The 23,126-nt window shown below is 62.9% G+C and carries 23 protein-coding genes and 1 pseudogene; 8 read left to right on the top strand and 16 right to left on the bottom strand.

Features of this window, described 5'->3' with window-relative positions; genetic code table 11:
* Positions 1-45: 45 nt before the first annotated feature.
* From fapF to AC1RGE_RS05835, 10 genes and pseudogenes are all read right to left on the bottom strand, one after another.
* Positions 46-1,341, bottom strand: coding sequence for a fibril amyloid transporter FapF (fapF, locus tag AC1RGE_RS05880; RefSeq protein ID WP_011061410.1), 1,296 nt, complete (start codon positions 1,339-1,341; stop codon positions 46-48).
* A gap of 54 nt (positions 1,342-1,395) precedes the next feature.
* Entirely contained in the window at positions 1,396-2,130 is a 735-nt protein-coding gene (fapE, locus tag AC1RGE_RS05875) for a fibril amyloid subunit FapE (protein ID WP_011061409.1), read from the bottom strand.
* A 48-nt stretch (positions 2,131-2,178) separates the two neighbouring features.
* Positions 2,179-2,859, bottom strand: coding sequence for a fibril amyloid maturation endopeptidase FapD (gene fapD / locus AC1RGE_RS05870; protein WP_011061408.1), 681 nt, complete (start codon positions 2,857-2,859; stop codon positions 2,179-2,181).
* A gap of 64 nt (positions 2,860-2,923) precedes the next feature.
* Complete coding sequence (gene fapC, locus AC1RGE_RS05865; RefSeq protein WP_011061407.1) at positions 2,924-3,913, bottom strand: amyloid-like fimbrin subunit FapC; 990 nt, start codon at positions 3,911-3,913, stop codon at positions 2,924-2,926.
* A 63-nt stretch (positions 3,914-3,976) separates the two neighbouring features.
* A complete protein-coding gene (gene fapB / locus AC1RGE_RS05860; RefSeq protein ID WP_011061406.1) occupies positions 3,977-4,555 on the bottom strand; it encodes a fibril amyloid subunit FapB in 579 nt (192 codons plus the stop codon).
* Between the two features lies 1 nt (position 4,556).
* Positions 4,557-5,003: a functional amyloid chaperone FapA gene (fapA, locus tag AC1RGE_RS05855; RefSeq protein ID WP_019093951.1), complete on the bottom strand. Its 447-nt coding sequence runs from the start codon at positions 5,001-5,003 to the stop codon at positions 4,557-4,559.
* A gap of 328 nt (positions 5,004-5,331) precedes the next feature.
* Complete coding sequence (locus tag AC1RGE_RS05850; RefSeq protein WP_492583655.1) at positions 5,332-5,856, bottom strand: AAA family ATPase; 525 nt, start codon at positions 5,854-5,856, stop codon at positions 5,332-5,334.
* A complete protein-coding gene (gene pnuC, locus AC1RGE_RS05845; protein ID WP_011061403.1) occupies positions 5,853-6,416 on the bottom strand; it encodes a nicotinamide riboside transporter PnuC in 564 nt (187 codons plus the stop codon). The genes AC1RGE_RS05850 and pnuC overlap by 4 nt, the downstream gene beginning before the upstream one ends.
* Positions 6,417-6,505: 89 nt before the next feature.
* Complete coding sequence (locus AC1RGE_RS05840; protein ID WP_370059502.1) at positions 6,506-7,240, bottom strand: methyl-accepting chemotaxis protein; 735 nt, start codon at positions 7,238-7,240, stop codon at positions 6,506-6,508.
* Positions 7,241-7,363: 123 nt separating this feature from the next.
* A pseudogene (locus AC1RGE_RS05835) lies at positions 7,364-8,050 on the bottom strand (cache domain-containing protein); the annotation flags it as partial.
* A gap of 384 nt (positions 8,051-8,434) precedes the next feature.
* Between AC1RGE_RS05835 and AC1RGE_RS05830 the strand changes: the two are divergent.
* Positions 8,435-9,265: an undecaprenyl-diphosphate phosphatase gene (locus AC1RGE_RS05830; RefSeq protein ID WP_011061401.1), complete on the top strand. Its 831-nt coding sequence runs from the start codon at positions 8,435-8,437 to the stop codon at positions 9,263-9,265.
* The gene (locus AC1RGE_RS05825) at positions 9,262-9,684 is read left to right on the top strand and encodes a DUF1294 domain-containing protein (RefSeq protein ID WP_011061400.1); all 423 of its coding nucleotides are present in this window, start codon (positions 9,262-9,264) and stop codon (positions 9,682-9,684) included. Before AC1RGE_RS05830 ends, AC1RGE_RS05825 begins: the two co-directional genes overlap by 4 nt.
* On the opposite strand, the gene AC1RGE_RS05820 is transcribed toward AC1RGE_RS05825, so the two are convergent.
* Together AC1RGE_RS05820 and AC1RGE_RS05815 are read right to left on the bottom strand one after the other, a co-directional pair.
* Complete coding sequence (locus AC1RGE_RS05820; protein ID WP_169891849.1) at positions 9,681-10,025, bottom strand: MmcQ/YjbR family DNA-binding protein; 345 nt, start codon at positions 10,023-10,025, stop codon at positions 9,681-9,683. The two genes, AC1RGE_RS05825 and AC1RGE_RS05820, sit on opposite strands and share 4 nt — an antisense overlap.
* Before the next feature lie 11 nt (positions 10,026-10,036).
* Positions 10,037-10,945 (bottom strand): LysR substrate-binding domain-containing protein, encoded by a 909-nt coding sequence (locus AC1RGE_RS05815; protein ID WP_011061398.1) that lies wholly within the window; start codon positions 10,943-10,945, stop codon positions 10,037-10,039.
* Between the two features lie 133 nt (positions 10,946-11,078).
* On the opposite strand from AC1RGE_RS05815, the gene AC1RGE_RS05810 reads away from it, so the two are divergent.
* Positions 11,079-11,690: an FMN-dependent NADH-azoreductase gene (locus AC1RGE_RS05810; protein ID WP_011061397.1), complete on the top strand. Its 612-nt coding sequence runs from the start codon at positions 11,079-11,081 to the stop codon at positions 11,688-11,690.
* 254 nt (positions 11,691-11,944) lie between these two features.
* Entirely contained in the window at positions 11,945-12,982 is a 1,038-nt protein-coding gene (locus AC1RGE_RS05805; protein ID WP_011061396.1) for an alpha/beta hydrolase family protein, read from the top strand.
* 1 nt (position 12,983) lies between these two features.
* Here AC1RGE_RS05805 and AC1RGE_RS05800 read toward each other — a convergent pair whose 3' ends face one another.
* From AC1RGE_RS05800 to AC1RGE_RS05790, 3 genes are all read right to left on the bottom strand, one after another.
* The gene (locus AC1RGE_RS05800; protein ID WP_019093956.1) at positions 12,984-14,171 is read right to left on the bottom strand and encodes an MFS transporter; all 1,188 of its coding nucleotides are present in this window, start codon (positions 14,169-14,171) and stop codon (positions 12,984-12,986) included.
* Between the two features lie 332 nt (positions 14,172-14,503).
* Positions 14,504-16,090: an ABC-F family ATPase gene (locus AC1RGE_RS05795; protein WP_011061394.1), complete on the bottom strand. Its 1,587-nt coding sequence runs from the start codon at positions 16,088-16,090 to the stop codon at positions 14,504-14,506.
* A 249-nt stretch (positions 16,091-16,339) separates the two neighbouring features.
* Positions 16,340-17,074 carry an alpha/beta fold hydrolase gene (locus tag AC1RGE_RS05790; RefSeq protein WP_011061393.1) on the bottom strand — a complete coding sequence of 245 codons (735 nt, stop codon included), beginning with the start codon at positions 17,072-17,074 and terminating at the stop codon, positions 16,340-16,342.
* Positions 17,075-17,433: 359 nt separating this feature from the next.
* On the opposite strand from AC1RGE_RS05790, the gene lpxO reads away from it, so the two are divergent.
* From lpxO to AC1RGE_RS05775, 3 genes are all read left to right on the top strand, one after another.
* Entirely contained in the window at positions 17,434-18,333 is a 900-nt protein-coding gene (gene lpxO / locus AC1RGE_RS05785; RefSeq protein WP_492583653.1) for a lipid A hydroxylase LpxO, read from the top strand.
* Between the two features lie 222 nt (positions 18,334-18,555).
* Positions 18,556-18,924, top strand: a complete 369-nt coding sequence (locus AC1RGE_RS05780) for a hypothetical protein (protein ID WP_011061391.1) — start codon at positions 18,556-18,558, stop codon at positions 18,922-18,924.
* Between the two features lie 77 nt (positions 18,925-19,001).
* Positions 19,002-20,153 (top strand): PQQ-dependent sugar dehydrogenase, encoded by a 1,152-nt coding sequence (locus AC1RGE_RS05775; protein ID WP_065364102.1) that lies wholly within the window; start codon positions 19,002-19,004, stop codon positions 20,151-20,153.
* A gap of 181 nt (positions 20,154-20,334) precedes the next feature.
* Here AC1RGE_RS05775 and AC1RGE_RS05770 read toward each other — a convergent pair whose 3' ends face one another.
* Entirely contained in the window at positions 20,335-21,441 is a 1,107-nt protein-coding gene (locus AC1RGE_RS05770; protein ID WP_019093958.1) for a GNAT family N-acetyltransferase/peptidase C39 family protein, read from the bottom strand.
* A gap of 93 nt (positions 21,442-21,534) precedes the next feature.
* Here AC1RGE_RS05770 and AC1RGE_RS05765 point away from each other — a divergent pair, with 93 nt between their 5' ends.
* The gene (locus AC1RGE_RS05765) at positions 21,535-23,121 is read left to right on the top strand and encodes a RimK family alpha-L-glutamate ligase (RefSeq protein ID WP_015635682.1); all 1,587 of its coding nucleotides are present in this window, start codon (positions 21,535-21,537) and stop codon (positions 23,119-23,121) included.
* Positions 23,122-23,126: the final 5 nt, after the last annotated feature.

Below are 23,126 nucleotides of genomic sequence, written 5' to 3'. Positions count from 1 at the left end.
TGCGATTGGGGAATCGCAGCGGGCCTTGGCGTTTTTGCCGGTGGGTCAGAAGTAGTAGGGGAATTTCAGGCTGAAGGTGAAGGCCGGAGCATCCTCGGTCATGCCGATGGACAGGTTGGGTACGATGGTCAGGTTGTCGGAGGCGGCAATCGTCATGCCGACGTTGAAGTAGCCGGCGTTGGCATCGCTGGAGACCACCGACTGCCAGTCGCCACCGTCCTGCTTGAGCTTGCTTTTACGCTGCACCAGGTCGGAAACCGAGAAGGACATACTCATCTTCTCGTTGAGCGCAAAGGCGACACCGGCGCCGATCTGGAAGCTGTCGCCCAGGCGCACCTTGCCGGGGGTCTTGCTGCCCACTGTCGAGCTGATGTCATCGAAGGACTCTTCCAGGTTGTGGGTATAGGCCAGAGTCCCGAACAGCACGGCCGGATCGAAGGTCTTGACCAGGGAGATCCCGGGGGTGACCGACCAGACGCCGTTACCGGTGGGCAGGCTTTCAGGCACATAGAGGTTGTTGTTGGCAGAGGACTGCACCAGCTTGATGCCGAATGGGTCCTTGCCGGTAGGGGCTTTGACGCGCAAGGTTGCCACCGCGTCGGGCCAGAACTCGGACTCGTCGAGGAACTTGTAGGCCACGCCGAAGTTCACGTCCCCCAATGTCGGGTCGCGGGTGACCGACTCTTCGGTGGTCTGGGTGCCTGAGCCGCCGCCACCGCCGGATTGGAAGGTGGATTCGCGATAGACCACGGGTGCGTTGATATCGAATTGCCAGCGGTTGTTGAGGTTGTAGCGCGCGGTCAGGTCGAGGGTCCAGGTATCGGACTTGATCCGGTCCAGGTTGATGTTGCCGAGAAAGATCGAATCCAGCGCCAGGAAGCCGTTGACTGTCAGTTGGCGGGCATCGTAGCGGGCATAGGTCAAGCCGGTCTCGACGCTGAACTTGCCGCCGCCAAAGAAACCACTGGCCTCGTCGTAGAGGTTGCTGACGCTTTGTGCCGGTTCCGAATCATCCTTGAGGGACTGGCCATAGGAAGCGCCTCCTGCAGCGCCTCCGGAAGCGGCACCGGCCCCAGTACCGGCGACCTGTTGATTGCCTTTCAGGTCAGCAGGTGATTTGGCCAGGCGCTTGGGAGGCGGAGCCGCCGGTTGATCCTCCACTTGGCGAACCCGTTGTTCCAGCACCGCGAGGGCCTTCTGCTGCACTTCGTAACGTTGCTTGAGTTCCAGAAGCTCTCGTTTCAGGGTCTCTACATCGGCGTCCGGCGCCGCTTGTACCAGCGCCGCCGGGAATAGAGTGCTTAAACAGACTATTGCGCGCAGTGAAACCGATCGATACATGAAATAAACCGTCCCTTGTGAACCCCAATGGTCGAGAATCAGCGTAGTTCAAGATCAGAATTTGCGTAGAGCGTTGAGCGTACTCAAATTACAGTCCAAAGCACCGGTGCTGGGACCGTTGTTCCTGAGCACCACATTGAGCTGTGTCATGTTGTTCACCAGGTTGCTGTTACCCATCAACTGGGTGTTCTGCAGCAAATTGCCCTGGGCCACTTGCTGCAAGGCATTGCCCTGGTTGCCGCTGGCCTGAATGGCCATCTGGATGCCACCGTTGAGGGCCGACACCGCCACACTGCCGGCTGCGTTGCTGCCGGTGATGGTCTGGCCGCTGATCAATGCCTGCCCCACACCGGCCGCCAGTGCCGGCGCCTGATTGGCTTCTGTGACATTGATATTGATGTTGTTGTAGGCCGAGTTGCCGTCGCCGGCGGCCCTTACGCTCTGGGTTACGCCCTGGCCGCTGGCCAGCCCTGCGCCGCCGATCACGTTGCCGGTCCCGGGCGGGGGCGTAGTGCCATTGCCGGCCTGGCTGATGGTGGAGACGTAGAATTGCGGTTTGATCGTGGCTTGCTGGATCTGCAGCGAAGTGGACGCGCCGATCAGGTCACCGCTGGCGTTGCGCCAGGTACTGCTCATGACAATGCCGAAGCTGATGATCCGCCCCGGCATGACGTAACGGCCCCGCAACTGCGACAGTTCCTGATCCTGGATGAGTTCGGGCTTGAAACCAGCATGTGCTGGAAGAGCTGCTGCCAGGCAGGCGGCGGCCAGCCAGTATGAAGTCTTCATCTGCTTGCTGCTCCCGGAGCATCCTGCCCCTTTATAGTGTTTGCGCTTCTAGAAGAAGTCGCTCTGGATGAAGCCGAAGTCCATCAAGTCCGCGTCCCTGACCGGGTAGAAGTTATCGAGCTTGTTCTTCGCGGTCAGTGGGGCTGGCGGGTCGAGCAAGGCGTTGGCCTTGTCGTAGCCAGGGCCGATGATGGCGAACACGATACCGTTCCAGCCTTTGACGAAGTCATCATGGGTGTAGCGCTTGTGGCCCAGCACTGGATCACCGATATAGACCCAGCCTTTCTGCGCCCGCTGCATCACCACGAAGTGCTTGTAGCCGCGAATCTCCATCAGTACCACCACCGGGATGGTCACCGCTTCGAGCTTGTCGGGCGGAATCCGGTAGCCTCGGGCGCGCATGCCGATGCTTTCTACGTAGCGCTTCATATCGAGCATGGAAAAGCCCTGGGTGCGAACCAGGCCCTGATCCGAATTGACCAGCATGCCCTTGATGACGTGCTCCTCATCGACATCAAGCCAGTAGGCTTGACGCAGAATGGTCGCCAGTGCGGCGGCACCGCAGCTGAAGTCGGTCTTCTGTTCGACGATGTCGCTGAACTTGCGCTCGCGCACGCTCTGCACCTGTTTGAAGATCAGGTTGCCACCGGGCAGGCCGGCCACCGCCATCTGCGCAGCCTGGACTGGAGCACAGAGGCAAAGCAAGAGAGAGAGGATCGCAGTACGCATGATCGTTACGCCTGAGTCGGACTGTGGAAAAGCCCCGTTTCCGGGGCTTTCGTTACGATCGCGATTACATGCAGGCTTTGCAGCCAGCAGCGATGGACAGCGAGTTGCTTTGTTGGTTGCCCACACCGGCCGAGACGTTGGCGCCGCCGTTGCCGGAGAAGCCGTTCATCGAGTTGGTCATGCTGGCGTTGTTGACCACTGGGTTTTTCCAGCCGTCTTTGGTCAGCACTTGCTGGGTCCAGTAGCCAGCCAGTTCGATGGTGCCTTGTTCTTTGAAGGTGAATTTTTGATCGTCGTTGCCGTGGCCTTTGTTGTCGCCATAGCCATGGCCGCTGTGATCGTCGCCACCTTCGATTTTGCCGCTGCCGGTGCCTTTGTAGGTGCCGGAGGCAACGAAGCCGCCAGAGAGGGTGTCTTTTTTGTAGGCCTGGACACCTTTGTTATCCACGACCAGATTGGTCGACTGCTGGTTGGCCGAAGCAGCGGCAGTGGCTACGCGGCCACCGGAAACGGCAATGGCCAGGTTGTTTTTCTGTTGGTTGAAGTCGCCGGCGGTCACGTTGATGCCGATGTTGCCGGAACCGTTGTTGCCGGAGTTGTTGAGCACGGCGTTGTTCTGAGTCGAGGAGTTTTTCACGTAGTTGTTGTTGTTGACCTGGGTGGCGCTGGAAGCGGCCACGGCACTGCCGAAGATGAAGCTTTCGTCAGCGGTTGCCAGGGCAGCGGCATTGTCTTGTTGGTTGCCGTCGCCGGCGGCGACGTTGGCACCCATGTTGCCGTTGGAGTTGTTCAGGGAGTTGTCGGCCTTGGCGTTGTTGTTGGTGCCCTGGTTTTTCACTACGTTGGTGTTGCTGTTCTGCACATCGATGACTGCGGCACCGGCTCCAGCGGTGATTTGCAGCAGAGTGCTGAGGTCCGGACCTTGATCGTGATCGCCATGGCCGTTGCCATGACCGCCGTTGTTACCATGATCGTTACCACCTGCCTGAGCAGCCATTGCCATGACGGCGGCCAGTGCGAAAACCAGTGGTTTGAGAGCCATTGTAGGTTTCATGGTGTTTCTCCGGTGCTTATTAGTTGGTTAAGTGTTGGTACTTTCTAATTGCACTACGAGGGGTCAATCTGCGACCCGGATGCTCAGGGTGTTAGCCATTCGGTTCCCCACCCCGGCACTCTGGTTCACCTGAATCACTCCACGGCTGCCGGTGAAGGCCTGGTCGCTGGTAACGACCTGGCGGCTGCCTTGTTGAGTGCCAGTTGCTCCTGAGTCTGGTAACAGCGCCACGTTCTGTTGCGACAGGGCGCTGTCGTCAATGCTTTGCGGATTGGCACTGATGCTGATCCGCAGGGCATTGGCCATCTGGTTGTTGGCCCCGGCCGACTGGTTCACGCCCAGTGCGCCGTTGCCTTTGCTGAAAGAGTTGCCGCCGATGGTGCTGCTGGCGTTGACCGCGCGGCTGGCGGCGGTGGTGATCTTCTGGGTCACGCTGGTGGTTGCCGTGGCGTTGGTGCCGATGGCAATGGCCCGTACGTTGGTCTGTTGCTGTTGGTCGCCGGCGGCCTGGTTGACGTTGAAGTTGCCGGTATAGCCTGCGCCGGAGTTCTGGATGTTCGAGGTATCGGTGACTGGGCTGGCCGAGTCGGCCATGGCCCCGGTGCAGGTCAGCAAGGCGAGGAACAGCAGGGAGCGACTCATGTTATTGCCCTCCAATGTTGCTCAAGGGAGCCATGCCGGAGCTGATGCTGCGGTTGATCGAGTTGGAGATGCTGGCGCCCGCACCGCCGCCATGGCCGGCGGACATGCCGGGCAGGCCGTTGTTGTTGGTCAGTACATTCATGCCGGGTACACCGGCGCTGCCGGACAGCACCGTGCCGCGGACCAGCGCTCCGGTCTTGATTCCGGCAAAGTCGCCATCGCTCATTTCATTACTGGTCATCTGATTGACCAGGACCGACGGGTTGGTGTTGACCTCGACGGGGTTGGGATCTTTTTGCAAAGGTGCGCGGCCGATGGGCTGCGCCTGGACGGTGCGCTGGATGATGATTTCGCCATTCCCCGCAGCGATCACCGGAAGGCTGTACACTGCGCTGACGGCGCAGCCGATCAGCAGTAGGCGGGTGAAACTTTTATTCAGCGTCCCCACGGCGGTATTCCTTCTTCTCAGTGCTGGCCCTAGCCGGCGTTGCGAGGAAGAGAGCAGAAGCCGTGCCGCTTTTTGTTTCTTTTTAAGATTCAAAGGCTTGCGAACGCTGCGGGGCGTCGGCTTTCGGGACTGTTTCAGGGATGAGACAAGTACCCCCGACGGCCATTGGCCATAACCGGGGCAACGCTCTGGAACAGGGGTTGCTGCGGGGGTGTATCAGGGGCTTAACAGTTTGCCCGGCCGTGGGCGCCACCGCGGAAAATGGCGGCCTGATGGCCAGGCAGGTGTTTCAGGGATGGACACTTGTGGCCCTGCGGCACTGCACCGATCACGCTTGCAGCAGTTGCCGGACCTGCTCGAAGGCCTGTTGCCGGCGGGCTTGCCAGTCGCCGCCAATGATGCGGTACGGCTGGCGGTGTTGCTCCAGCCAATGGCGGGTAGCCTCGAAGAACGCCATGCGTTCTGCCAGTTGTGGCTGGCAGCGCTGGCCGTCGTCGCTCCAGGCCACATCTTCCGGCGACAGCAGCAGGTGCAGGTCGTAGTGGCGGGCCAGCAGTTGGGGTTCCAGCCACGGCGGGCAGTCGCCGAACAGGGTCTGGCTCCAGAGTTGGTTGCTTAACAGGTGGGTATCGAGAATCAGCAGTCCAGGTTGCTTGGCGCGGGCCTGATCTTCCCAGGCGAGCTGGCCCCGGGCGATCTCGGGAATGTCCGCCAGGCAGGTGTCGCGGCCCTGCTGCTCGATGAAGTGGCGCACGTATTCGCCCACCTGGATGCCACCGAAGTGGGCTTGCAGCTCGCTCGCCAGCCAGCTCTTGCCGCTGGACTCGGGGCCGGTCAGTACCAGGACCTTCACGACTGCAGGGCCGGGTCGGCGCGCCAGGCTCGCCAGCCCTGGACGGCCAGCAGGGTGAACAGGGCATACAGCGCCGCCGTCAGGTAGAGCTCCTTGTAGACGAACAGCCCGACGAAAATCACATCCACGGCAATCCACAGCGGCCAGCATTGCACGCGCTTCTGCGCCATCCACCACTGCGCCACCAGGCTGAAGGCGGTCAAGGCGGCGTCCAGCCAGGGCTGCGCGGCGTCGGTCCAGTGGGCCATGGCAGCCCCCAGCAGCAGGCTGCCCATTGCGCCCAGGGCCAGCCCCTGTAGCAGTCCGCTGGACTGCAACTGGCTGACCGGCCGCCCCTGGTGCTGTTCGCCGCCCCGGGTCCACTGCCACCAGCCATAGAGCTGCAGCACCGCGTAGACCACCTGCAGGAGCATGTCGGAATAGAGCTTGACCTCGTAGAAGATCCAGCTGTACAGCAGCACCATGACCAGGCCGATGGGCCAGCACCAGGGGTTCTGTTTGACCGTCAGCCAGACGGCGATCACGCCGAGGGCGGCGGCAAACAGTTCAAGCCCGGACATGGCGGTTCCTTGGGGAAATGGAGGAGGGGGGCGATTGTACCCAGAGTCGGCCCCGGGCGTCAGTCCGGGGCCTTGGGTTCAGCGAGGGGTCAGACGCGGAACTGGCGCAACAGGCCGTTGAGCTGCTCCGACAGCTCCTTGAGGTGGCGGCTGGCGGCGCTGGAGTGCTGGGCCGCCAGGGCCGTGCCCTGGGACAGGCCGGCTGCCTGGCCGACGTTGTGGTTGATGTCTTCCACCACATGGGCCTGTTCCAGGGTGGCGCTGGCAATCGTCGCGTTCAGGCCGTTGAGGTTGCGCAGTGCCTGGCCGATGGCGTTGAGGCTGGCGCCGGCCAGCCCGGCCTGCTCGATGGTCAGTTGCGAGGCTCGGCTGCTATCGCCGATGACCTTGACCGCCGCTTCGGAGTGGTTTTGCAGGCGCTCGATCATGCCCTGGATTTCCGCAGTGGACTGCTGGGTACGCTGGGCCAGCAGGCGCACTTCGTCGGCCACCACGGCAAAGCCGCGCCCTTGTTCCCCAGCCCGGGCCGCCTCGATTGCAGCGTTCAGGGCCAGCAGGTTGGTCTGTTCGGCAATCGAGCGGATCACCTCCAGCACCGTGCCGATCTGGGTGCTTTCCGCCGCCAGGGTGCGGATCACTTCCACCGCCTGGTCGATGGTCACCGAAAGCTGGTCGATCTGCTGCAAGCTGCCGTCGATGTTGACCTGGCCCTGCTGGGCCTGGGCCTCGGCCTCGCGCACCTCGGTGGCGGCGTGCTCGGCGTTGCGCGCCACATCCTGGACTGCACTGGTGACCTGGCTGATAGCGGCCGCCACCTGTTCCATCTGTTGGGATTGCTGCTGGCTGCGCTCCTGGGCGTCGTTGGCGTTGCTACCCAGTTCGCTGGAGGACTGTTCCAGGGCTGCGGCGCTGGATTGCAGCTGCATCACCACACCGCGCAACTTGGCGGTAAAGCCGTTGAAGTGCCGGGCCAGTTCGGTGACCTCGTCCTGGCCGTGGGTGTCGAGGCTGCGGGTCAGGTCGCTTTCGCCGCTGGCGATGTTGGCCATGGCGTGCACCGTTTCGCGCAGCGGGCTGACAATGCTGCGCACGATCAGCACCACCAGGGCGGCCATCAGCAGGGCAATCACCAGGCCGATGGAGGAGGCGCGCAGTACCTGGGCGTAGAACTCGTCCTGCAGGTCGTCGATATAGACTCCGGAGCCGATGATCCAGCCCCAGGGCTGGAACAGCTGGATGTAGGAGGTCTTCTGGACCGGTTGCTCGGCGCCGGGCTTGGGCCAGCGGTAGTCCACCATGCCGCCGCCCTTGGCCTTGGCCAGGGTCACCATCTCGTTGAACACCTCGAAACCGTCCGGGTCCTTGACCGCGGCCAGGTTCTGCCCGTCGAGCTTGGGGTTGGCCGGGTGCATGATCATCACCGGCGTCAGGTCGTTGATCCAGAAGTAGTCATTCTGGTTGTAGCGCAGCCCGCGAATCACCTGCAGCGCCTGCTTCTGCGCCTGCTCGCGGGTCAGGCTGCCGGCGGCTTCCAGGCCCTGGTAGTAATTCAGTACGCCGGCGGCGGTCTGCACCACGTGCTGGGTCTTCTGCGCCTTGGCCAGGTACAGGTCCCCATGAATCTGCTTGAGCATCATCACGCCCAGGGTCACCAGGGTCAGCACCGCCACGATCAGGATCAGCCACAGGCGCTGACTGATGGACATCTTGCGTAAGCTATTCATCATCCGGTCACTCCAGATTCTTGTTCTTGTCATAAAAGGCCCGGAGCATCCAAGCACGCTGGCCTTCCAACGCCAACCCTACGGAAGTCCAATAACATCGCGGCGTGTTTTGCGCCTGTCTGTTAGGATTTCGGCGCCTTTGCCGAAAACCTGAACCTTTCTGAACTTTTCACATAATTTTCATGGGCTTGTGTTGATCTTACGAGCGCCGATTTCTCGGCTACGCTCGACGCAGCAAATGCTTTGACCAATTAAAAAGAGGCATGCCACGAGCATCGCCTCATGGGGGAATTGATGGATCTTTGGACCGCCGCACAGGCATTGATACTCGGGATTGTCGAAGGCCTGACCGAGTTTTTACCCATCAGCAGCACCGGACACCAGATCATTGTGGCCGACTTGCTCGACTTTGGCGGCGAGCGGGCGATGGCCTTCAACATCATTATCCAGTTGGGGGCGATCCTTGCGGTTGTCTGGGAATTTCGCCGCAAGATCCTCGATGTGGTGATCGGCCTGCCGACCCAGCCCAAGGCCCAGCGCTTCACGATCAACCTGTTGATCGCCTTCCTGCCGGCGGTGGTGCTGGGGGTGATCTTCGCCGACCTGATCCATGCCTACCTGTTCAACCCCATTACCGTGGCCACGGCCCTGGTGGTCGGCGGCCTCATCATGCTGTGGGCCGAGCGCCGGCAGCACCAGGTGCATGCCGAGACAGTGGACGACATCACCTGGAAGGACGCGCTCAAGGTCGGCTGCGCCCAGTGCCTGGCGATGATCCCGGGCACCTCGCGCTCGGGCTCCACCATCATCGGCGGTCTGCTGTTCGGCCTGTCGCGCAAGACCGCCACCGAGTTTTCGTTCTTCCTGGCCATGCCCACCATGGTCGGCGCCGCGGTGTATTCAGGCTACAAGTACCGCCATCTGTTCCAGCCCGATGACTTCCCGGTGTTCGCCATCGGCTTCGTCACCGCCTTTGTCTTCGCCATGATCGCGGTCAAGGGCCTGCTGAAGTTCATCGCCAGCCACAGCTACGCGGCCTTCGCCTGGTATCGCATTGCCTTCGGCCTGTTGATCCTGGCGACCTGGCAGTTCGGCTGGGTCGACTGGACGGCGGCCAAGCCATGAGTACGGCCCGGCGCCCGGCGTCCTCGGCCAGTGCTGCGCGGCTCCAGCATCCCCGGGCCAAGCTGCTGGCGTTCGTACTGCTGTGCGGGTTGCCGCTGTTCGGTTCGCTGTCGCTGTGGTGGAAGGGGATTTCGCTCATTCCCCTGATCGCCTATGGCGCGGTCAGCCTGCTGGCCTTCCTGGTCTACTGGCACGACAAGCGCCGGGCCCAGGCCGAGGGCCGGCGTACCCCGGAGAACGTCCTGCATGCCCTGGAACTGGCCGGTGGTTGGCCCGGGGCCTTGCTGGCCCAGCAGCTGTTGCGCCACAAGACCCGCAAGGTCTCCTACCAGTTGGTGTTCTGGCTGATCGTGGCCTTGCACCAGGTGTTCTGGATCGACCGGCTGTTCCTGGAAAGCAGCCTGCTGAGCCTGTTCTAGAGCAGCAAACCCACCTGAACCCGCTTGGGCAGCTTGCTCACCACCAACTGGTGAGAGCGCTGCAGCAGCGCCTCGAGCTCCGAGGCGCCCAGGGGGTAGGGGGTGTTCATGATGATCCAGTGCGCCCGGGCCAGGTAGGGCGCCGGCGCAATGCCCGGGCGGTCGACATGGCCGAGAAACAGCTCCTGATCGACCTTGAAGGCCAGCGAGTCGCCCCGCAGGTGCTGCACGGCGAACATCTTGTTGCCGGCAATCGAGAACACCCGCACACCGCCCCACTTGTAGTCTTCCCGCGCACCCGGCAGGCCCAGGCAGAATTGCGCCACTTGCTCTTCATTCAAGGTTCGGGCTTTCACAGCAGTCGTTCTCCGCAGCGTTCGAAGGATTCACTCAGGTGCTCGATCCAGGCGCGCACGGCCGGCATCACACCCCGGCGGTGAGGATACACGGCCTGCAGCCAGCCGCCGGGCAATGACCATTGCGGCAGCATCTGCACCAACTGGCCGCTGGCCAGTTCCTCCTCGCAATACAGCATGGGCAGCACAGTGCAGCCCTGGCCAGCGAGGGCACAGGCACGGCGCACGATGAAGTCGTCGATGCCCAGGCGTGCCTCCAGGGCCAGGTCGCAGGCCTGGCCTTGCTGGTCCAGCAGGCGCAGGTGCACCAGGCGGTCGGCCTCCAAGGCGCCGAGAATCGGCACGCGCCGCAGGTCTTCCGGATGCTCCACCGGGTATTGCCGGAGGAAGTCTGGGGTCGCCACGATCGCCGTCTGGGCCCGGCGCAGGCGCCGGGTCACCAGCAGCGGGTCTTCGTCGCCCAGCTCGCGCACCCGCAGGGCGACGTCCACACCCTCGTTGATCAGGTCGACACGGCGGTTGAGCAGGAGCATTTCCAGCTGCACCTGGGGGTACTTCTCCAGAAAGCTGCTGACCAGCGGTGTCAGCAGTTCGTGGGCCAGGCCCACCGGGCTCGACACCCGCAGGCGCCCGCGGGGTTCGCTGGCCATGCTGGCCACGGCTTCGTCGGCCATCTCCGCTTCCAGCAGCATGGCCTGGCAGTGACGCAGGTAACGCTCGCCCACGGCAGTCAGGCTCAGTTGCCGGGTGGTGCGTTGCAGCAGCCGGGCGTTGAGGCGTTCTTCAAGCTCGGCGATACGCCGTGACAGCCGCGATTTGGGAATGCCCAGCAGCCGTCCGGCGGCGGCGAAGCCACCGGCTTCCACCACCTTGGCGAAGTAATAGAGGTCGTTGAGGTCTTGCATGATGATTTTTCGCTCGATTGTCCTGCTGATGGGACGAACTATCGCATTTATACCGGCTAATCAGCTATTGGTTTCATCTGTAGGATTGCCCACATCCGATCGCCCAGTGGCGGTCCTCACTTGGAGATCCCAGATGAAACTCTTGCATATCGATTCCAGCATTCTTGGTGACAACTCGGCCTCCCGTCAGCTCAGCCACAGTGTGGTCGAGGCCTGGAAAGCCGCTCATCCGGCCACCGTGGTGACCTACCGCGACCTGGCCAATGACGCCATCAGCCACTTCTCCGCCGCCACCCTGGTGGCTGCCGGTACCGCCGCGGAGCTGCGTGACGCCGCGCAGAAGCATGAGGCCCAACTCAGCGCTCAGGCCCTGGCCGAATTCAAGGCTGCCGATACCGTGGTAGTCGCCGCGCCGATGTACAACTTCACCATTCCCACCCAACTCAAGGCCTGGATCGACCGCATCGCCGTGGCTGGCGAGACCTTTCGCTACACCGAAGCCGGCCCGCAAGGCCTGTGCGGCGGCAAGAAAGTGATTGTGGTCTCCACTTCCGGCGGCCTGCACGTGGGCCAGGCCACTGGCGTGGCTCACGAGGACTACCTGAAAGTGCTGTTCGGCTTTTTCGGCATCACCGATGTCGAATTCGTTCGCGCCCATGGCCTGGCCTACGGCGAGGAAGTACGCAGCAAAGCCATGAGCGACGCCCAGGCGCAGATCAGCCAGCAACTCTTCGCTGCCGCGTAAGGCTTGTGTAAAGAGCCTTTGCTGCACGGCAAGGGCCACTAAACTCTGTATTCTGCTCACCGCATGAAGTGGGCAGGGTGCGGAGTTTTTTTATTGTGGTGTTCAGGGTTTCTGGCCCGGGTTATGCAGCACACGGAGCAATGCTCCCGGCTTGTGCATCCCTGGCTACGGCGTGGTACAGCTGCAAGGCCTTGGCGGCAAGGGATGGCAGGGGAGAACGGCTTTCTCGATCCGGCGGCAAAGGTGGGCGTGCGATGAAACGTCTTTGTGCAATGTTACTGATCTGCCTGCTCAGCAGCCTGCTTTCGGTGCAGGCCGCCCCTGGGCCGCATCCGCACTGGAGCGTGGGCTTCCACGAGATGAGTTTTCTCGACCCCCTGGACCGGCAACCGATGCGCGCCATCGCCTTCTACCCATCCACCGGTATCGAGCACGGCAGCCAGCTTGAGGGCTATCAGATCGCTGCCTCGCGGGATGCCAAGATCGCCATCGGCCGCTTCCCGATGCTGATGCTGTCCCACGGTAACACTGGCACCCCTCTGGCCCTGCATGACCTGGCCACCTCTCTGGCACGCAAGGGCTTTGTCGTGGTGGCGGTGATTCACCCCGGCGACAACTCCAAGGACCACAGCCGTCTGGGTACCCTGAGCAATCTGTACGGGCGGCCGATCCAGATTTCCGAAGCCATCACCGCAACCCTCGGCGACCCGATGCTGTCGCCCTTCGTCAATGCCGACCAGGTGGGGGTGATCGGCTATTCCGCCGGTGGCGAGACCGCGTTGATTCTCTCCGGCGCCACGCCGGACCTGGACCGCTTGCGGCGCTACTGCCAGGAGCGCCCCAATGACCGGGATGCCTGCAACACCCAGGGCGAACTGATCGTCGACCGCGACGACCTGCAACCGGTGGCCGACCCCCGGGTGCATGCCTTGATGCTGCTGGCCCCCCTGAGCCTCAAGTTCGGCCGCCAGACCCTGGCCGGGGTGCATGTGCCGGTGCTGCTCTACAGTGGTGATGGCGACCAGTTGGTGGCGCTGGACAAGAACGCCGCGGCCCTGGCGCGCAAACTGCCGGTGGCCCCGGACTTCAAGCTGCTGGCCGGCGCCGGGCATTTCGTGTTCATGGCGCCTTGTTCCGCACAGCAGATGGCCGCGATGCCGGCGCTGTGCACCGATGCCGACGGCGTCGACCGTGAAGACATCCACCGCAACCTGATTCTCGAAGCCGGCAACTTCTTCGCCCATACCCTGGGCCGGCCAAGCCGGGCCGGGATGCAGACCGCCGATCAATGACTCAGGCGCCGGCCCGGCGCTTGAGCATCAGGGTCAGGCCCAGGCCGGTCAGCGAGAGCAGGGCGGCGCAGAAGAAAATCCACGAATACCCCAGGTTCAACGCCACCGCGCCCATCAACGGCCCGGCGATGGCCAGTGCCAGGTCGAAAAACACCGCATAGGCGCTCAAGCCTGCGCCACGGCTGCTGTTGGGCACTTGCTTGATGGCCTCCACTCCCAGGGCCGGGTACACCAGCGACAGGCCGAAGCCGGTCAACCCGGCCCCCACCAGGGCCCAGCCGGTGGAGGGCGCCAGCCACAGCAGGGCCAGGCCCAGGGTTTCGACGCACATGCAGGCGATGGCCGAACGAAAGCCGCCGAAACGGCTGATGCAGGTGATGAACAGCAGCCGCGAAAAGATAAAGCACACGCCGAACACCGTCAGGCAATAGGCCGCGCCGGTCCAGCCGCGGCTGAGGTAGAACAAGGTGATGAAGGTGGTCAGGGTGCCGTAGCCGATGGAGGCCAGGCTCAGGCTGGCGCCAAAGGGTGCAATGCGCCCGAACACGGCCCAGAACGGCAGGCGCTCGCCGCGAACCACCGGCACCGAGGGTTTGTTGCGGATCAGCAGCAATGCCAGGGCCGCCAGGCAGGACAGGGCGACCCCCAGGCTGGCGAAACCGTATTGCTGGACCATCAGCACCCCCAACGGTGCACCAATGGCGATAGCGCCGTAGGAGGCAATGCCATTCCAGGAGATAGACCGCGCGGTGTGCTCCGCGCCGACCTGGCCCATGCACCAACTGATGGTGCCGACCCCGATCAGGCCCTGGGCCACCCCCAGCAGCAGGCGCCCGCCCAGCAGCACGGCGAGACTCAGCAGCGGCCACTGGACGAGCAGCACCGAAACCAGGGTCAGCACCCCGCTGAGCAGAATCCCCAGCAAGCCGTAGATGATCGAACGCTTGGTGCCCACGGTGTCCGACATGCGCCCGGCCATGGGCCGGCTGAGCAGGGTGGCCAGGTATTGCGCGCCAATGGTCAGCCCGGCGACCACCGCGCTGAAGCCCAGCTGTTCGTGGACATAACCTGGCAACACCGCGATCGGCAGGCCGATGCAAAGGAAGGCGATAAAGGTATAGAAGACGATGGAGACAATCTGCAGGGTGATCGCCATGGAGCTTTGAGCGGGCGTTTGTGGCTCGGGCATGAAGGCTCGTTCGCGGGCGGCGGTTAGAGGCCTGCATCATCGCGTGCCGTGAACATAAAAGAAAGCAGGCTAACTATCTATTCCCCGCACCCGGTAGGCGCTGGCAGGAGCGGTGCAAGTCTTGCGGGCCTGTTCGCCGGCAAGCCGGCTCCTACAGAGGCCTGTGGGTTCGTGCCGGAACTGGCTTGCCAGCGAAGGCGCCCGCCGGGTGATTCAAGGCTGGCGGGCCTTTTCGTCGGCAAGCCGGCACCTGCGAGCGAAGGGGGCATACAAAAAAGCCCCGTCACACTGGACGGGGCTTTTTTGTTGTCGCTTACCGCTTGCCGCTGTCTTTAGAACATCACGCCCTGGCTGCGCAGGTAGTCGTCGTAGGTGCCGCTGAAGTCGGTCACGCCGCTTGGGCTCAACTCGATGATGCGGGTGGCCAGGGACGATACGAACTCACGGTCGTGGCTGACGAAGATCAGGGTGCCCGGGTAGTTTTCCAGGGCCAGGTTCAGCGCCTCGATGGATTCCATGTCCAGGTGGTTGGTCGGTTCGTCCATCACCAGCACGTTGGGCTTTTGCAGGATCAGCTTGCCGAACAGCATGCGGCCTTGCTCACCACCGGAAATCACCTTCACCGACTTGAGGATCTCGTCGTTGGAGAACAGCATCCGGCCCAGGGTGCCGCGGATCATCTGTTCGCCCTGGGTCCACTGGCCCATCCAGTCGAACAGGCTGACGTCGTCTTCGAAGTCATGGGCGTGGTCCTGGGCGTAGTAGCCCAGCTCCGCGCTTTCGGTCCACTTCACTGTGCCGGCGTCCGGGGTCAGCTCGCCCACCAGGGTGCGCAGCAGAGTGGTCTTGCCGATGCCGTTGGGGCCGATGATCGCTACGCGCTCGCCGGCCTCGACGGTGAAGCTGAAGTTCTGGAACAGGGTCTTGCCGTCGAAACCCTTGGACATGCGCTCCAGGGTCACCGCCTGGCGGTGCAGTTTCTTGGTCTGTTCGAAGCGGATGAACGGGCTGACGCGGCTAGACGGCTTGACTTCGGCCAGCTGGATCTTGTCGATCTGCTTGGCCCGGGACGTGGCCTGCTTGGCTTTCGAGGCGTTGGCCGAGAAGCGGCTGACGAAGGTCTGCAGCTCGGCGATCTGCGCTTTCTTCTTGGCGTTGTCCGACAGCAACTGCTCGCGGGACTGGGTCGCGGCGATCATGTACTCGTCGTAGTTGCCCGGGAACAGGCGCAGCTCGCCGTAGTCCAGGTCGGCCATGTGGGTGCAGACACTGTTGAGGAAGTGCCGGTCGTGGGAAATGATGATCATGGTGCTGTTACGCGCCGTGAGGATGTTTTCCAGCCAGCGGATGGTGTTGATGTCCAGGTGGTTGGTCGGTTCGTCCAGCAGCAGCACTTCCGGATCGGAGAACAGCGCCTGGGCCAGCAGAACTCGCAGTTTCCAGCCTGGCGCGACTTCGGTCATCGGGCCGAAATGCTGTTCAAGGGGAATGCCCAGGCCCAGCAGCAGCTCACCGGCGCGGGACTCGGCGGTGTAGCCGTCCATCTCGGCGAATTCGGTTTCCAGTTCGGCCACGGCCATGCCGTCTTCTTCGGTCATTTCCGGCAGCGAGTAGATGCGATCGCGCTCGGCCTTGACCTTCCACAGCTCCTCGTGGCCCATGATCACGGTGTCGATCACGGTGAATTCTTCGTAGGCGAACTGGTCCTGGCGCAGCTTGCCCAGGCGCACGTTCGGTTCCAGCATGACCTGGCCGCCGGACGGCTCGAGGTCGCCACCGAGGATTTTCATGAAGGTCGACTTGCCGCAACCGTTGGCGCCGATCAGGCCGTAGCGGTTGCCGCCGTTGAACTTGACCGAAACGTTCTCGAACAGCGGCTTGGCGCCGAACTGCATGGTGATGTTAGCTGTGGAGATCAATTACTTACCTACCAATGTTTTAGCGCCGACCTTAAATCCACAGGGCGCGATCTGGAGCCTTCCAGGTCGGACCGGTATGGGTGTGGAACTGAGCCAGCGGGCGTACGTCGAGCGCAACATTCCGGCCAAGAGGCCAGGTTGCTGAGCGAAGAGTGCGGGGTGCATGTTGAAATTTGCGCGCATTGTCGCATATGTAAACGAGCAGTTGTATGACACAGGGGCAGGGATTTTAGCGCGGGCAGACGATGCTCAACCCCTGACGGGCATGGCAGCCGCTTCCAGCAGGTCGTTCAGGAAGTGCTGCAATTGCGCCGCTGCCGCGGCCGGCGCGGCCTGGAGCAGGCAGTGGGGCGCCTCGATCTCCACCAGCCGGGCGTCGCTGCGCAGTTGCCGGACCAGGGCCGAAGCCGATGGGGGCACCAAGCGATCCTGGCGGGCCCGCAGGTACAGCAGCGGCACCCGGCTGGCAGCCAGGGCCTGGCGTACATCCACGGCGATCACCGCCTGCAACCGGGCCTGCAGTACCTGCGGCGCCACCTGGGCGATCGCCGCCGCCAGTGCCTGACGCAGTGCCGGGGTGGAAAAACCGCCCAGCAGCAGGGCATCCATGGGCCAGAACGGCAGGCGCTGCACCGGCAGTACCTTGAGCAGGGGCTGCAAAGGCGCAAGGCGCGGGCGCGGATTGCGTACAAAGCTGCTGCACAGCACCAGGCCCATCAGCCCTTCGGGATTGCGGGCGGCCACGCTCACCGCCACCGGGCCGGAAAAGGACTCGCCCAACAGGATGAATCGCCGGTTCGTCGGCAATTGCGCCATCACCCGCTCCACCAGGGCCGGGTAGCCCAGGGGCTGATCGCCGGGATAATGCAAGACCTGTACCGGCCAATGCTGGTCCAAGGCCTGGAGCAGCGGTTCGAACAGGGTGCCGGTGCCATCCATGCCCGGCAGCAGCACCAGGGTTGGCGGGAGATTGGGGTCGATCAAGTCGGGAATCCTTGCCGAAGAGGAGAGGGCAGCGGCGCGCAGGATACCTCGGCAAGGCCCGGCAACACAGTCCCTTGCGGGTCGCTACCGGCACCGAGCGGCTTTTGTTGAGCTGAATCAACAGCCGGCGCAATACCCGCATCTTTCAACGAAAGGAGCGCAGCTTTTAACAAATATGAGTTAACCATTGGTTACAAACTGTGGCTAAAATGCCAGCCGACGGCCAGATGCCGAGGGTCGAACCTGCGACGAAGAGTGTCGCCGGTTACGCTTTTTTCAACTCAGACGCTGCAATTTGCCTTTGGCCTTCCGGGCTTTCAGAGGCGCAGCATGTTCTCTTCTGACGTGTGACGATTTCCGTGAAACTCATCATTGCCGCTGTATACGTTTTATCCATTGCGTACGTACACCTGCGGGGGCGCGTGCGCCATAAACTGGGCCGCCAGCTCAGTGATCACTCGACCTTCCTGGCGCCCATCAACTGCTTCCTCTATCTGTTCTCCAAGTACCCCAATCGGCCGTACCTGGACCCGGCCGACTTCCCGGAGATGAACAAGCTGCAGGAACACTGGGAAGAGATCCGTGCCGAAGGCCAGAGCCTGCTGCAGGCCGGCGAGATCAAGCGCTCGGACCAGTACAACGATGTGGGTTTCAACTCCTTCTTCAAGACCGGCTGGAAACGCTTCTACCTGAAGTGGTACGGCGACAGTCACCCTTCGGCGATGAAGCTGTGCCCACGCACCACCGAGCTGGTGCAGAGTATCGGTTCGATCAAGGCTGCGATGTTCGCCGAGCTGCCGCCTGGTTCGCGCCTGGTTCGTCACCGCGACCCTTATGCCGGTTCCTATCGCTACCACCTGGGTCTTTCCACGCCGAACAACGAAGGCTGCTTCATCGAGGTCGACGGTGAGCGTTATCACTGGTGCGACGGCGAAGCGGTGATGTTCGACGAGACCTACATTCACTACGCGGAAAACACCACCGAGCAGAACCGCATCATTCTGTTCTGCGATGTCGAGCGGCCGATGAAGTACCGCTGGGCCGCTGCGTTCAATGGCTGGTTCAGCCGTACCGTGATGTCCGCCGCCGGCGCGCCTAACGATGCCGGTGACAAGACTGGTGGCCTGAACCGTGCCTTCAACAAGCTGTACAAGATCCGCTTGCGGGGCAAAGAACTGAAAAAGCGCAACCGCACGCGCTACTACCTGGAAAAGTGGGCGATCTTCGCTGCACTGCTGTTGCTGTTCATCTATATCTGACGTTGCACCCCCGCGGTGTAGGAGCGGGCTTGCCGGCGAACGTATCCTTGAGCCAGAGGCACGGCCAAAGGGCCCGTTCGCAGGCCAGCCAGCGCTTGCAGATGAAGGCACCGTGGATACCGGGTGTTACATGTTCTGAAGGATTATTTAGTTAACAAAGCCGAACCCTGGGCGTAGCGTGGAATCGAATTCGATACCTTGTCGCTCCTCAGGAGGCTTGTCATGAACTGTCTGGCTCGCGGGTTTGCCGCACTCATCGCGCTGGTCTGGACCAGCGGCGCCGCCTGGGCTGGCGCCCCTGAAGCACCTCCCACCCATCAACACCCCTTGCAATTGGCGCAGAACCTGCCCAGCAGCGGCAACAACGACCCCTACAGCAACCCCATCCGTCGCGCCAACCCCAACAGCATGCAGGGCACCCAGCCCAGCAGCCCGCCCGTGCGCGGCCCCAGCACCGCTCCGACCGGTCGCCCGCCAACCCTTGAGAACGGTGGCATCGGCAATGGCTACCCGCGTGGCGGGGTGCAGCGACCCAACCCTGATCCCCGGGTGCAAAGCCCCCGCGACAGCGATCCCGGCAACCGGCGCTGAAGCACTGTCCTGCCACCCTGGCGGCAGGTGCGAAACCTGCTACCGAGGATTTTCTCGATCGACAAAAGGAAGCGAGCATGTTGCGTAAAACCCTTATCGCCACCTTGTGCTCCAGCGTCTTGCTGGGCAGTGCCGTGCCCGCCATGGCCGCCACACCCCAGGCTTTTCCCAGTGAGCAGGGCACGCTGAACCTGACTCCGGTGGCTGCCGGCCTTGACCATCCCTGGGCCCTGGCATTCCTGCCGGACCGCCAGGGCATTCTGGTGACCGAGCGCCCGGGCAACCTGCGGCTGGTCGGCGCGGACGGCAAGCTCTCGGCGCCCCTGAGCGGGGTGCCCAAGGTCTGGGCCAAGGGCCAGGGCGGCTTGCTGGATGTGGCGCTGTCGCCGGACTTCAAGCAGGACCGCATGGTGTATCTGTCCTATGCCGAAGGTGGCGGCGCGGGCGGGACTGCCGGCACCGCCGTGGGCCGTGGCCGTTTGAGCGATGACCTGAGCGGGCTCAAGGATTTCCAGGTGATCTTCCGGCAGGAACCCAAGCTGTCCACGGGCAATCACTTCGGTTCGCGGCTGGTGTTCGACCGCGACGGCTACCTGTTCGTGACCCTGGGAGAAAACAACGACCGGCCCACCGCCCAGGACCTGGACAAGCTCCAGGGCAAGATCGTGCGCCTGTACCCGGATGGTCGGGTGCCGGATGACAACCCTTTCGTCGGCCAGGCCGGGGTGCGCCCGGAGATCTGGAGCTACGGCCACCGCAACCCCCAGGGGGCGGCGCTCAACCCCTGGAGCGGCACCCTCTGGGAGAACGAACACGGGCCCAAGGGTGGCGACGAGATCAATATCATCGAGCGCGGCAAGAACTACGGCTGGCCTCTGGCGACCCACGGCATCAACTATTCCGGCCAGCCGATCCCCGAGGCCGTGGGCCAGACAGCGCCCGGCACCGTGGCGCCGCACCATGTGTGGGAGAAGTCCCCCGGCATCAGCGGCATGGCCTTCTATGACAGCGACCGCTTCAAGCCCTGGCAGCACAACGTGTTCATTGGCGCCCTGGCCAGCCAGGAGTTGATCCGGCTGCAGTTCAACGGTGATCGGGTCGAGCACGAGGAACGCCTGCTGGGCGGGCTCAAGGCGCGTATTCGTGATGTGCGCCAGGGCCCGGACGGCTACCTCTACATCCTCACCGACGAGGACCAGGGCACGCTGTACAAAGTCGGCCTGCAATAGCCCCGGGCTCCCTTGCAGGCGCCCACAGGGGCCGCGCAAGGCTGCGGGCCTCTTCGCCGGCAAGCCGGCTCCTACGGGGGGCGGCTGCGGGGCGTATCTGGCTGCTGTAGGAGCTGGCTTGCCAGCGAAGGCGCTGGCAGGGGCCGCGCAAGGCTGCGCCTCTTCACCGGCAAGCCGGCTCCTACGGGTGGGCTCGCGGGGGGAAGAGGATCACCGCGGCGCGCAGTTTGCTGCTGCCGAAGCTGCACATCTTGGCGAACTCGCCGTGACTCACCGGCAGGTGCTGGCAGTCCAGGGGCTGGCGGTGCTGGCTGTGGTCGACATCCGGGTCGTGGAGGTAGACGAAGTCCTGGTCGCAGTCGGTGACTATCACCCAGTGCGGCGCCTTGGAGCGGGTCAGGCGATAGCTGCTGATCAGCACCAGGGGCTGGCCGCCTTCACGCAACAGGCCGGGCAGGTCCAGCGGCCCGCCGAGCACCTGCTGCACTTCGCTGGCATCCAGTTCCTTGCAGAACTCATCGTGGACCAGGCGCATGACGTCCTTTTTATGTTCGTCGCGCACGCCGTTGAGAAACAGCGGCCCGCTGCTGTTGACCTGCAAGCGCACGGCAAAACCGCGGCGCCAGGCCGCCAGGGCCAGGCCCTGGGGGCTGCAGCCACCATGGCCCGAGGTCATGAAGACGGTGGTGGCTTCACGCCAGATCTGCAGTTCCTCCCGACGCTCCAGGGGCCGTGAAGGTTGCAGGGCGCCCATGGCCATCAGCAGGCAGGCGGGGCCGCAGGTGAAGTCGGTGGTCTGCTGGTAATAGGGCACGCGGATGCTGCGGGTCTCGCGGTGCTGGAGGATGCGTTTTTCCAGGCGCAGGGCGTCGGCGTGGTCCTGGTAATAGTCGGGGACCAGGGCGAAGCGCCGGTAGCCGTTGCGCTCGTACAAGGCGATGGCCGCAGGGTTGTCGGTGCGTACCTCCAGGCGCAGGTAGGCGCAGTCATGGGCCAGGGCACAGGCCTCCATGCGTTGCAGCAGGCGCTTGCCCAGCCCCAGGCCCCGGGCGCTTTCGGCGATGGCCAGGGAATACAGGCGCGCCAGGGAGGTGCCGCGATGAAACAGCACCAGGGCATACCCCAGCACCTGCGCCTGCTGTTCGGCCACCAGCAGCTGCCCATGGGCGCGGCTGATCATCCACTGGAAGCTGCGCGGGGTCAGCCGGTCGCTGGTGAAACATTGCTCTTCCAGCGCCACCAGCGCCGGCAAGTCCTCGAGGGTTGCAGTGCGAAAGACAAGATCCATATGACCGCCGTAAAAGTTGCGTAATGAAACGAGACTTCAAAAAAAGTTCGTGCTTAATAGAAAGGGTCAGGTTCTTCAGCGAGAGCGAACTTTATGTCAGCGGTACAAGGTCATTGGCGAGAAGTATCCGGGCAAAGTTTGCCGGCGACAATCACTTCCTCAACTAATATTGCCCGGCTGGACAAAACCTCAAGCCAGGTAATCATTATTGTCGAACGCAAGGAAGACTGGGCCTCGTACTTTCCCAGCGACGACATCCTCACGGCCCAGGAGTACCTCGAACACAGCCGCGAAAGCGCGCCCGGCAAGCGCGTCCAGGTGATCAACCTGTGCCGCAGCTACAAGTACCTGGGGCATGGCTACTATTGCTCGCTATTGGCTGAAGCCCGCGGCCACCGGGTGATTCCCTCGGTGCGCACCATCAGCGAACTGACCCGCAAGGCGCTTTACGGGTTGGCCCTGGATGATCTCGACAAGAGCCTGGAAAAGGCCCTGAGCAATCATCTTTACCGCGATACCGAAGGCTTTACGCTGACCCTTTACTTCGGTCGAACTCATATAGAGCCCTTGCAGGAATTGGCTCGGCAATTGTTTGAACTCTTCCCTTGTCCGATTCTGTTAGTTGATTTCAAGCGAACTAACAGTTGGCACATCGAAGGCGTCAAGTCGGGGGCGCTGCATAAGTTGCGCGAAGACCAGGAAGATCAATTCGCCAACTCCCTGGACAGTTTCAGCCGCAAGGTCTGGCGGGTTCCGCGCTCCCGGCAAGTGGCCCGTTATGACTTGGCCATTCTCCATGATCCCCAGGAACTGCTGCCGCCTTCCAACCCTCGGGCGCTGGAGAGTTTCATTCGCGTGGGCAAGGGCCTGGGCATCGATGTGGAACTGATCGAGAAGAAGGACTATTCGCGGCTGGCCGAATATGACGCGCTGCTGATCCGCGAGACCACCAGCGTCGACAACCACACCTACCGTTTTGCCAAGAAGGCCGAGAGCGAAGGGCTGGTGGTGATGGACGACCCGGCGTCGATCCTGCGCTGCACCAACAAGGTCTACCTCAGCGACCTGCTCAAGGGCCATCAACTGGGCATGCCCGCCACCGAGATTCTCTACAAGGAGCGACCGCAGGATTTCGAACGGGTCGGCGAGCGCCTGGGTTTTCCCCTGGTGCTGAAGATCCCCGACGGCTGTTTTTCCCGCGGAGTGATCAAGGTCGAGAGCCAGCAGGCCTTGATGGAAGCCACCGCCGAGCTGTTCGAGCACTCGGTACTGCTGCTGGCCCAGGAGTTCTTCTACACCGAGTACGACTGGCGCATCGGCGTGCTCAACCGCAAACCGATCTTTGCCTGCCAGTACTTCATGTCCAAGGGCCATTGGCAGATCTACAACCACAAGGCCAAGGGCCAGGACATCAACGGCGAGTGCCGCACCCTGGCGATCCACGAAGCGCCCCGGGCGGTGGTGGATCTGGCGGTGAAGACCGCCAACCTGATCGGCGACGGCCTGTACGGCGTCGATCTCAAGCAGTCCGGCGACAAGGTGGTGGTGATCGAGGTCAACGACAACCCCAACCTCGACGCCGGCATCGAGGATGCCTACCTGCAGGACGATCTCTATGCCCTGGTGCTGGAGGAGTTTGTCCGCCGCCTGGAGCTCAAGCGGCGCGGCCAGGCCTGGTAGGGGCC

Source organism: Pseudomonas sp. GW823-FHT02C05, from assembly GCF_058797595.1.
The sequence above is the reverse complement of the archived record's forward strand: the minus strand, read 5'-3'. Positions and strand labels throughout refer to the sequence as shown.